Source organism: Sphingomonas yabuuchiae, assembly GCF_014199595.1.
In the GTDB taxonomy this organism is placed as follows: Bacteria; Pseudomonadota; Alphaproteobacteria; order Sphingomonadales; family Sphingomonadaceae; genus Sphingomonas; species Sphingomonas yabuuchiae.
Genome location: NZ_JACHNX010000040.1, coordinates 1 through 10,540 on the forward strand (window position 1 = coordinate 1; position 10,540 = coordinate 10,540).

8 protein-coding genes are annotated in these 10,540 nt (G+C 61.9%); 6 read left to right on the forward strand and 2 right to left on the reverse strand.

All coding sequences use genetic code 11. The features are described 5' to 3' along the window. Positions 1-211 precede the first annotated feature (211 nt). Together GGQ89_RS19430 and GGQ89_RS19435 are read left to right on the forward strand one after the other, a co-directional pair. Positions 212-532, forward strand: a complete 321-nt coding sequence (locus GGQ89_RS19430) for a hypothetical protein (protein ID WP_184107122.1) — start codon at positions 212-214, stop codon at positions 530-532. 38 nt (positions 533-570) lie between these two features. Then, a complete protein-coding gene (locus GGQ89_RS19435; RefSeq protein ID WP_184107124.1) occupies positions 571-870 on the forward strand; it encodes a type II toxin-antitoxin system RelE/ParE family toxin in 300 nt (99 codons plus the stop codon). A 168-nt stretch (positions 871-1,038) separates the two neighbouring features. Here the strand turns inward: GGQ89_RS19435 and GGQ89_RS20310 are convergent, their stop codons facing one another. After that, positions 1,039-1,164 (reverse strand): hypothetical protein, encoded by a 126-nt coding sequence (locus GGQ89_RS20310; RefSeq protein ID WP_276208884.1) that lies wholly within the window; start codon positions 1,162-1,164, stop codon positions 1,039-1,041. Between the two features lie 103 nt (positions 1,165-1,267). Here GGQ89_RS20310 and GGQ89_RS19440 point away from each other — a divergent pair, with 103 nt between their 5' ends. Together GGQ89_RS19440 and GGQ89_RS19445 are read left to right on the forward strand one after the other, a co-directional pair. Next, positions 1,268-3,601, forward strand: coding sequence for a TonB-dependent receptor (locus GGQ89_RS19440; protein WP_070321794.1), 2,334 nt, complete (start codon positions 1,268-1,270; stop codon positions 3,599-3,601). A gap of 2 nt (positions 3,602-3,603) precedes the next feature. Further along, positions 3,604-4,926: an alkaline phosphatase family protein gene (locus GGQ89_RS19445; protein WP_070321793.1), complete on the forward strand. Its 1,323-nt coding sequence runs from the start codon at positions 3,604-3,606 to the stop codon at positions 4,924-4,926. A gap of 398 nt (positions 4,927-5,324) precedes the next feature. On the opposite strand, the gene GGQ89_RS19450 is transcribed toward GGQ89_RS19445, so the two are convergent. After that, the gene (locus GGQ89_RS19450) at positions 5,325-8,294 is read right to left on the reverse strand and encodes a Tn3 family transposase (protein ID WP_015449292.1); all 2,970 of its coding nucleotides are present in this window, start codon (positions 8,292-8,294) and stop codon (positions 5,325-5,327) included. A gap of 139 nt (positions 8,295-8,433) precedes the next feature. Here GGQ89_RS19450 and GGQ89_RS19455 point away from each other — a divergent pair, with 139 nt between their 5' ends. Both GGQ89_RS19455 and GGQ89_RS19460 read left to right on the forward strand, forming a co-directional pair. Next, positions 8,434-9,003, forward strand: coding sequence for a recombinase family protein (locus GGQ89_RS19455; protein WP_013849886.1), 570 nt, complete (start codon positions 8,434-8,436; stop codon positions 9,001-9,003). Then, positions 9,004-10,377 carry a DUF7986 domain-containing protein gene (locus tag GGQ89_RS19460; protein WP_062734668.1) on the forward strand — a complete coding sequence of 458 codons (1,374 nt, stop codon included), beginning with the start codon at positions 9,004-9,006 and terminating at the stop codon, positions 10,375-10,377. The last annotated feature ends 163 nt before the right edge of the window (positions 10,378-10,540 follow it).

Here is a 10,540-nt window from a genome sequence, read left to right on the forward strand (position 1 = left end):
CCAGCGCGGTGGGATGTACCCTGAGGATCTCACTGACATTTGATCCATTTGATCGACATCCATCCGGCGGAATGGTGAAGGGCAGCATCCGCCCCCAAGCGGTCGTTTGCTTTAGATAATGTAACGGATCATCAGGGTAACTTCTGGGTTATCTTTACATCACATTAAGAAGGCTGCTTTGATGAACCGATATCGATCCGTGCTTGTCGCTATGATAGCCATCATCATGCCGGGCGCGGCCATGGCACAGGATCATAATTATGTTCCCGGTTGGGCGGACACGCACAACCATCGCTATAAGGGTAATAGTGACAGCGAATGGGCGGCTAAGACTGAGCTTTTTAAAAAGCTGGGGTCCGCCGATCCCGAGGCGCGTTGCACGCTCAAGAACTTGTCCGAGCCTGATGGCAACGTTATCGTGAACCGCTATCGCAGTCTAAGCCGGAAAACCGGTGAAAGCGCTGCGCTGCGCTGGGCGCAAGGACAAGTCGCTTTGCACCATCGGCAGATGAGGAGCGCTGGAAAGTGCTGAGCATGCCCGGCAACTGATCGGCAGCTACCCACCACTTCTTGCCGTTTCGCTTAGGGTGTCATTTCGCCCTCAGCCGGAACCGACCCCTTGATGGAGTTTTCGACTATACCGTGGCGCACTGGGGTTTGCCCCAGGCGATGCGCTACACCGACCTCATTGAAGCTGCCTGCACCGATCTGGCCGAAGCTCCGCAGCAGGCGCAGGGCTGTGCCAACATCCGACCAGGCTATCGGCGACGTGGTGTCGAGCAGCATGTCATCTATTTCCAGCTGACCAGTTACGGCATCGCCGTCATCCGTATCCTGCATCAGCGCATGGATGCGGCCCGCCACCTGTAAGCGCCCCGTCCAGGAGAGGCGCGGTTCCGGGTTGGGCAGCCACAAGGCTCAATCCATCAGCGCGTTGAGTTGATCGTGGGGCGGGTCCCTCGATCATCGTAGCTATCCCGTCAGGGGCTGCAAACCAGCATCGGCGACGGGTTCGACGCGCTGCCGGCGCTCGATCGCTCACCCCGGCGTGAGCAAGCGCCGGGGATCGAGATGGACCAATCGGCGCAGGCCGAGCGCGAGCGGGAGCGCCAGCGCGGACGCGCCGCGCCGGATATCGGGTTCGGGCGGTAAAGTGCCGAGCATGGATTTCACTGATCCGTAATGGGTGCGTCACGACATCGTCACGCCGGTCGGCAACGATAGGTGGTCCACCGCGACGACGCAAAAAAAACCAAGGGGCCAGATCATGATCGCGAAGTTTTTGGTGCTCGCAGGTGCTGCGCCTGCGGCACTAATCGTGCAGCCTGCGCAGGCGCAGGATCTGCCGGCGTCTCCGGTCGTCGATGCTACAACCCAGGATACCGACAACACTCGAGACGATATAGTCGTGCTCGGCTTCGGACAGAGCAGGCAGGTGCAGACCGTCAGCGCGACCGACATGGAGCGGCTGACCCCCGGAACCTCGCCGCTGAAAGCGATCGCCAAATTGCCCGGCGTCAACTTCCAGTCCGCCGACGCCTTCGGCGCCTATGAATGGTCGACGCGCATCTCGCTGCGCGGGTTCAACCAGAACCAGCTAGGGTTCACGCTGGACGGCGTGCCGCTGGGCGACATGAGCTACGGCAACGTCAACGGCCTGCACATCAGTCGCGCGATCATTTCGGAAAACCTCGCGTCCACGACGGTTGCGCAGGGTGCTGGCGCGATCAGCACCGCCTCCACGAGCAATCTGGGCGGTACGCTTCAGTTCGTCAGCCGCAGGCCATCGGACACATTCGACGTGGTCGGTTCGGGCACCTATGGCAGCGACCAAACCTATCGCGGATTTATTCGCCTCGACACGGGCGACCTCGGCGACGGGCTGAAGGGATATATCAGCTACGGCTTTCTTCAGACCGACAAGTGGAAAGGCTATGGCAACCAGCGCCAGCACCAGGCGAACGCAAAGATCGTCAAGGATCTCAGGGGGGTCGGCAGCATCACCGCGTTCCTGAATTTTTCGGATCGCCGCGAAACCGATTATCAGGATCTCAGCTATGACATCATCCGTCGTCGTGGGCTGAACAACGACAACATCGGCGACAACTACCCGCTCGCGTTGCAGATCGCCAAGATCTACGCCAACCAGAATGCCGCAAGCGTCGCCGCCCGGCCATATCCGAGCGCGGGCGTCACATTTCCGGCAGGCATAGGCACGGTCGACGACGTCTATTTCGACGCGGGCGGTCTACGCCGCGATTGGCTCGGTGGCGTGACGTTCGATGCGACGCTGACGCCGGAACTGTCCGTCACCTCGACCAGCTATTACCACAAGAATAAGGGCCAAGGATCGTGGATCACACCCTATGTTGGCACGCCGGCGGGTGCGCGGGACGGCAATGGCGGCACGATCGCGACGGCATCGCCGCTGTCGTTCCGGACCACCGAATACGGCATCGACCGCGCCGGCAATCTCACCCACGTCGCCTATGAAGCTGGTGCCAACCGGATCGAACTTGGCGGCTGGGTCGAGAGCAACAGCTTCACTCAGGCGCGCCGCTTCTACGCGATGGCGGATGCAGCGACGCCGAACCGCGACACACTGGCATTTCAGAAGGACCCGTTCTTCACGCAGTGGAACGGCAAATACGACACGTTCACGTTGCAATATTATGTTGCTGACACCCTGACGCTCGGCAAGCTGACGATCAACGGCGGGTGGAAAGGGATGCGCGTCCAGAACACTGCAAACCTGAGGACGGGTACGCTCGTCGCCGGAAAGATCGAGGCTAAGGACTGGTTCCTGCCGCAGGTCGGCGCGGTGTTCCGCTTAGGCGGCGGGGCCGAAGTGTTCGCCAGCTATACCGAGAATATGCGCGCCTTTGTGTCGTCGGCCACTACCGGCCCATTCGCGACGACTCAGATCGGGTTCAACGCGATTCGCTCGACGCTGAAGCCGGAAACGTCGAAGACCGCGGAAGGCGGTGTTCGCCTGCGCAGTGGCGGGCTGCAACTGTCGGCGGTCGGCTATTATGTCGATTTCTCGAACCGGCTGCTGACCTTCGCCAATGGTGCCGGCGTCATCGGCAATCCGCCGACGCTGAACAATGCGGGCAGTGTCGAAAGCTATGGCGCGGAACTGTCGGCTTATTACCGGATTGCCGGTGCCTTCTCCGCTTTCGCCAGCTATTCCTACAACAAGGCGACTTATCGCGACGACGTCCGCAATGCCGCTGGTGCGGTGTTGACCGCCACGCGCGGCAAGACCGTAGTCGATACGCCGGAGAACATGGCCAAGGGGGAATTGGTCTATGACGACACGCACTTCTTCGCCCGCGCTGGTGCCGATTTCATGTCGAAGCGTTATTTCACCTACCTCAACGACCAGTCGGTCAGCGCCCGCGTGCTGGTCGACGCCAGCATCGGCTATCGCTTCCCGGCGCTCGGTGGCTTGGTCATCGAGGGCAGCGTGACCAACCTGACCGATAAGAGGTACATCTCGACGATCGGGTCGAATGGCTATGGTGCGAGCGGTGACAACCAGACGTTGCTGGCGGGGGCGCCGCGGCAGGTCTTCGTATCCCTGCGCAAAGGATTCTGAGAATGCTTCGCTCGCTGGTCATTGCAGCCGCAAGCTTCATGGCCATCGGCGAGGCTTCCGCCTCGCCAGTGCTGCTCGTCTCGCTCGATGGCCTGCGGCCGGACGATGTGCGCCAGGCGAAGGCTCGCGGACTGAAACTGCCCGTCCTGTCCGCGCTCGCTGCGGAGGGAGCGTCGGCGAAAGGGGTAGTCGGCGTGCTGCCGACGCTGACCTATCCAAGCCATACGACGCTTATCACGGGCGTCTCGCCGGCGAAGCACAGCGTGTCGAACAACCTGACCTTTGATCCTAAGGCCATCAACCAGACCGGCTGGTATTGGTACGCCAGCGACGTGCGTGTGCCGACGCTGTGGGCGGCTGCGCACGCCAAGGGGCTGGCGACCGCCAACGTGCATTGGCCTGTGTCGGTCGGTGCGCCGGGGCTCGATGCCAATCTGCCGCAAATTTGGCGCACTGGCACCCCGGACGATGCAAAGTTGCTTGCAGCGCTGGCGACACCGGGGCTGTTGCCCGAATTGGAGCAGCGCGTCGGCGTTCCGTATGCGCAAGGCATTGATGAAAGTGTCGAGGGCGACGCCACCCGCGTCCGCTTTGCTGTTGCGATCCTGACGGTGCGCAAGCCCGCCTTCACGACGATCTATCTTGCCGGGATAGATCACGAGGAACATCGCAGCGGTCCAGGCTCTGCCGCAGCCAATGTGGCGATCGAGCAAACCGATGCGCTGGTTGGCCAGCTCGTCGCCGCAGCCCGCGCCGCGATGCCGGACGTGACGATCGTCGTGGTGTCGGATCACGGCTTTCAGTCGGTCGCGACCGACATTAACCTGTTCAAGCCGTTCGTCGACGTTGGCCTCATCACCCTCGGGCCAGACGGTAAACCCACCGCTTGGCAGGCGATGCCGTGGCTGGCGGGCGGCACTGCCGCGATCCGGCTGGCGCGGCCCGACGATGCGGCGCTGGTCGGTAAGGTCCGCAGCGTCCTCGCTACGATTGCTACCGACCCGGCCTATCACATCGCGTCAGTGCTGGATCGCAGCGCCGTCGCAAAAGCCGGCGGCGCGAGCGAGGCAAGCTTCTTCGTCGCGCTACAGCCCGGCTTTGAAACCGGCCGCGACCCCGCCGGACCTATTGCCAAACCCGCGACCTACAAGGGAATGCACGGCTATTTGCCAAGCGATCCGGCAATGCGATCGACGCTGATCGTCGCCGGTCCTACCATTCCCCATCGCGATCTTGGCATCGTAGACATGCGCGCAATCGCACCGTCGATCGCGCACGTCCTAGGGGTGTCGTTGCCCGCCGCGGAAGCTGTGCCCGTGTTCTGAGCGGTCTCAAGCGTTACGCATGTGTTTTGGTCAAATCCGCTTTTTTATTAAACGGCCTCCTAAAAGCCTGACGGGGTCTCGCGGGTTTGATTGATGTACTCGCGGGGCGATCTGTAGCCCATGTGCGGTTACCCGGCACAAGTGGACCCAACGAATTTGGAGATGACCCGCTGGGTTGATGCAGAAATCAAAAGTTCTGCATCAGTCCGGGAACGGCGGAAATCCGGGCGCTTCCGTGATGCATATATCCGATGCAAGAGCGATCGTCAGGTGTCGCGATCCTGCTTCGGCCTCCGGATCGACATGGTAGCGACTTGGGGGTTGGCGGTGGGGGCTACATGAGGGCATAGCGTGGATGGTACGCTAAACAACGCTAAGGGCGAACAATCAGCGAACGCTTAGGCGGCGCGGCTATCCGGCGGCAGATTGAGGGCCTTGCGGCCAGCGGAAGCGGCTGCTCGATCCCAGAGGAAATCGCCCGAGAAAGCAATATGCTCCCAACCTACTGGGGACGTATGGGCGAGTAGATCATCAGGCACCGCGACCGATGTTGATCGTAGATGCTGGGCGGCGGCATCCATGTAGATCGTGTTCCAATAGACGATCGCGGCGACGAGCAGATTGAGGCCGGACGCCCGATATTGCTGCGCCTCGTGGCTGCGGTCGATGATGCGGCCCTGGCGGAATGTGTAGATCGCCTGCGTCAGGGCATGGCGCTGCTCGCTGTTGTTGAGACCGGCATGGCATCGCCGGCGCAGATCGGGATTTTCTAGCCAGTCCAGCATGAACAGCGTCCGCTCGATCTTGCCGATTTCCTGTAGCGCGACATCGAGCTGGTTCTGCCGTTCGTAGGCAGCGAGCTTTCGCAGCATGACCGATGGCGCGACATGGCCGGCCTTGATCGACCCTACGAGGCGCAGCACGTCTTCCCATTGCTCACCGATGATGTCGGTGCGGATACGCTTGCCCAACAGCGGGGTGATGGACGGATAGGCCGTGACCGGCGCGATCGGCGCGAGCCGCCTGTCGGGGAAGTCGCGCAGGCGCGGGCAGAAGCGAAATCCCAGCATCGCGCACAGGGCGAAGACATGATCGGTCGCCCCGCCGGTGTCGGTGTAATGCTCGACGATCCTGAGATCGGTGCCGTGGCTGGTGAGGCCGTCGAGGACATAGGGCGCCTCATGCGTCGCGGCCGAGATCACTTTGACGTGGTAGGGCGCGCGCTGATCAGAATTATGGGTGTAGAAGCTGAAGCCATGATCGACGCCATAGCGGGCGTTGATATCGCCGCCCGACGCGCCGCGCTTCGCGGCCCTGAAGAACTGGCCATCGGAACTGGACGTGGTGCCGTCGCCCCATACTCGTGAGAATGGCAGGCGGTGGTGCGCGTTGATGAGGAGGGCCAGCGCCGCGCGGTAGCTGTCGTCGCGGATATAGGCGTCATGGGTCCAGAGGAGCTGATCGCGCGTGACGCCCTGACTCGCCGCCGCCATGCGCGACAGGCCGAGATTGGTCGCATCGGCGAGGATCGTGGCGAGCAGCGCGTTTTCATTGGGACACGGCTCGCCGGTACGCAGGTTGGTGAACGCCGCAAGAAAGCCGGTTTCCTGCGCCACCTCATGCAGTAGCTCGGTGATGCGGATGCGTGGCATCATGGCATCGAGCCGGTCGGCCAGCGCTTCGGCGTCGGGCGTCGCGATCGTGCGAACGGGGGATATCTGGAGGCGGTCGTCGCGATATCGCACACCCTCCAGAGCGTCGCGCTTCAGGCGCTGGGCAAATTTCTTAAGCCGCCAGTCAAGTTCGCGGCCCCGCTGTTCGAGCCATTCGCCGGCTGTGGGTGGCAGACCGAGAGCCGACACGATCGGCTTCGCCTGGGGTTCGCTGAGCAGGTAGCTGTCGAACCGGCGGTATCCTGCCGATCGCTCCACCCAGACATCCCCGGAACGCAGCTTGTTGCGCAGATGCGCGATCGTCGCGATTTCCCAGAGACGCCGGTTGATCTTGCCGTCATCGCCCACGACGATTTTCCGCCATTCCTTGCGGAAGGGCATCGGAGCGTCGGCAGGCAGATCGCGTTTGCCCGACCTGTTGAGGTCGCGCAGCATCTCGATGGCGGCGATCGTTTTTGCACTGCCCTTTCCGGCCCTGAACTGGAGCGCCTCAAGCAGGTCGGGGGCGAACTTGCGCAACGTCGCATAGCGGTCGGCCGCCACCGTCAGCGGATCAAGGTTGGCGGTTTCCGCGATTGTCGCCACTTCTGGCCTCGCCTTCAGGAGGGTGTTCCACCCGACCGATGCGTCCAGGGCCTCCATTGGATCTTCGCCGGTATCGACCGCATCGGTCAATGCGTCGATTGTCCTGCGAAAGATCAGCATCAGCCGCGCCACATTCTTTGACGTGGTGGCATAGCTGCGCGCCTGGGCGTTCTTCGCGCGGGTGAAGATGCTGCCGATCAGCTTGTCCGCCATCTCCAAGGCGTTATCGGTCAGTCGTTCCTCGAGGTCGAGCAGGAACGCAACCAGCGTAGCGCGCCGTCGGGAGGGAATATATCGCTCGATCATATAGGCAGGCGAAGCGCGGCCTTCCCTGACATATTGCCGAAATCGGTCGGCATGGATGCGGCCAGCCACGTCCGGGGAGATGCCGATCTTCCGCACTTGCCGCAGGCGGTCGAGAATCTGGCGGATGTGATCGGGCCTGGCCGCAACGGGAATGGTCTTGAGCGAAGCGAGTTGGCTCATGCCGCCGGCGTCGTCAAAGACCTGGTCGAGGGCGTGGACCTGTTCGGCGCTAAGATCAGCGATCAGGGCGTAGGCAGCCTGCTTGCGGGCACGCGCGCGTCCCGCACTACTGGCGCGTTCGATGGTGGAGATGGACGGCAGTAGAATCCGGGCCTCGCGAAGGGCGGTGACAACGCCGATCGCTATCGTCATCCCCTTGTCGGTCGCCCATGCCGTTTTCGCGGCCGCTTCGATCATGAAGGGAATGTCGGCGCGGGTTGGTCCACGAAGGCCCGCTCGCATCGCCAGCTCGCGGGCATGGTCCGTCATCGTCTGATCCCGCGCTGCATAGTTGGCCAGGTCGGTTACGTGTAGACCAAGTTGTTCCGCGACGAAGGCGGCGAGATCATGGGGTATCGCTCCCTTGTCCTGTATCAACTGCGCCAGTGTGATGCCCGGGTGCCGCAAGAGCGCGAGTTGCAGCGCGACACCCAACTGGTTCCGTCGCTCCCGTCGTGCGCCGATGATCTCGATGTCCGAAGGCTCGAAGGTGTAGAGCCGGGCTAGATGGTCGCGCTCGCTCGGGATGGCGAGGATCTGATCGCGTTCGCTCTCGGTCAGGAGTTGATGCTTACGCTTCGTCATTCCGATTCCCGTCCACAAAAGGTCATCTGGGCCTATGGACAGCCATGAGTAAAGAGACATAGTATGTGGACGGATATGGATGGGCGAAGCGATCGCCCTTCAGATCGTCCACAGAACGACCGTTTGGGAGACGCACGGGATGGGCGATATTCTGGGTTATGCCCGCGTCAGCACCGGCGATCAGGACGTGGCTGGACAGACCATGCGTCTGGAGGAGGCCGGCGCGATCAAGGTGTTCACCGACGTCATGTCGGGCAAGAGCATGGAGCGGCCCGGTCTGGCCGAACTGATCGCCTATGCCCGCAAGGGCGACACGCTGGCGGTGGTCCGCCTCGATCGGCTTGGGCGCTCGCTCGCCGAATTGCTCACCACGGTCGAGACGCTACGCGGCCAGGGCATCGCGCTCCTGAGTCTTGAGGAAAAGATCGACACATCGTCGGCCGCCGGCGAACTCATCTTCCATGTGTTCGGGGCCATCGCCCATTTCGAGCGGAGACTGATCTCCGAGCGAACCAGGGATGGGATCGCCGCCGCGCGCGCCAAAGGCAAGTTGCCCGGCCGTCAGCCGCTCGACATGTCCAAGGTACATGCCGCCATCAAACTGGTCGAAGCGAGCATCTCGCCGACAGAAGCAGCACGACAACTCGGCATCGGCCGATCGACCATCTATCGAGAAATGCGCCGCCTCGGCGTGGAAAGGCCCATCTGAATGTCCAGATCGAAATCGGCTCACGATCTTTCCGGCCTGATGAAATATGCGGATCGCGCGCCATGGGATGAGGCATTGGCCGAAATGCTGTCCGCGCATCTCGATCCGGCGAGCGAAGCGACCGGACTCGAGCCTGACGCCATATTCGAGATAATTGGCGATCACTGGCAAGGGCCGCTATGGGGCTGCGCCTTTGAAGATCTGCTTACGCAGGAACTGGAACCCGACGGTCGCAATCTGGTCGATGACTATCTCAAGCGCCGGGGCTGGAACGAAAAGGCGCCGAACAAGGCCTATATGCGCGCGTTACGCGATACGGTCATGTCGCTCTATGAGGTCAGCGAAGTCGTGCCTGGTCAGTCGATGACCTTGCGCGATCTGCTGCGCGACGTTGCTCCGGTGACGGTGCGCGAACACGGTGCAACCCAGACCCTGGTCAACTGGGACAAGATCGCCGCAAGGGTTGTCGACGTGAACGGGCGCCATGGCATTTCCGGAGCGCTGTTGCCGTTCAGCGCTGAGGGCGCCGTGCGAGTGGTCGATGCATTTTCCCGACTTGCCGACGAAACTCAGGACACTGCGGAATTGGACCCGTCCGATCGGGACGCGCTTCTGGGAGCATCGGGACCGATGTTCACGAACATGTGGCTGCTCGACTGTCTGGGCAAGGCCATGCCCGGCAGCGCGCCGGATATGGTCAACGCCGACGGCGATGACCTGGTGTTCCACCGTATCGTTTTTCCGCTGGCGAAAGGCGTGGTCGGCAAGAGCCTGATCCGAAGGCTGAACGCGGCACAATGGCTGGAACCTGCCAGCGACAGTTTCTGGAACTGGCTGGCACCAGCGACGAAGAACAAGAAGCCGCAAGCGACCAAAGGCAAGCGGGCCTTCGTCACGACCATGGATGACGGCACGCCGGTTTTTGCCAATGTGGAACTGGCAGGGCGCAAGCTGATCGTCGAGGTAAACAGTGCCGCCCGCGCGGAGCGAGCAATTACCCAGATGGGCGAATGGCTTGGTGATTGCGTGAGCGCGCCTATGGCCGAAATCCGGACGCTCGATCAGGTTATGGCCGACGATGCCGCCCGCACGCCACAGGACGAGGCGCTGGATATTCCACCGCATGAAATGGAGCGCATCGTTCACGATATGCTGACCCGTGAATATACGAAAACGCTCGATGAGCCGGTCCCAGCCCTCAGCCACAAGACGCCACGCGTTCTGGCCTGTACAAAGGCGGGGCGGGTAAAGGTAGCCGACTGGCTCAAATATATCGAAAATGGCGCGGCAAAATCGGGCACCGCCGATCCGATGGGCACCTATGACTTTACATGGATGTGGGAAGAACTGGGGCTTAGCGACCTCCGGCGGTAACGGCCATCATACGGTTCTTGAAATGTTCTCGCTTAGCGTTGTCTGGCGTACCTTCCACGCGATGCCCTCCATTGGGCTGGGAGCATATCTCGCTGACCGGCGACTATAGCTGGAATGTCGAAGACCGGCCCGATCCGGATGCCCTGCGGCCGCTACGCGCCGT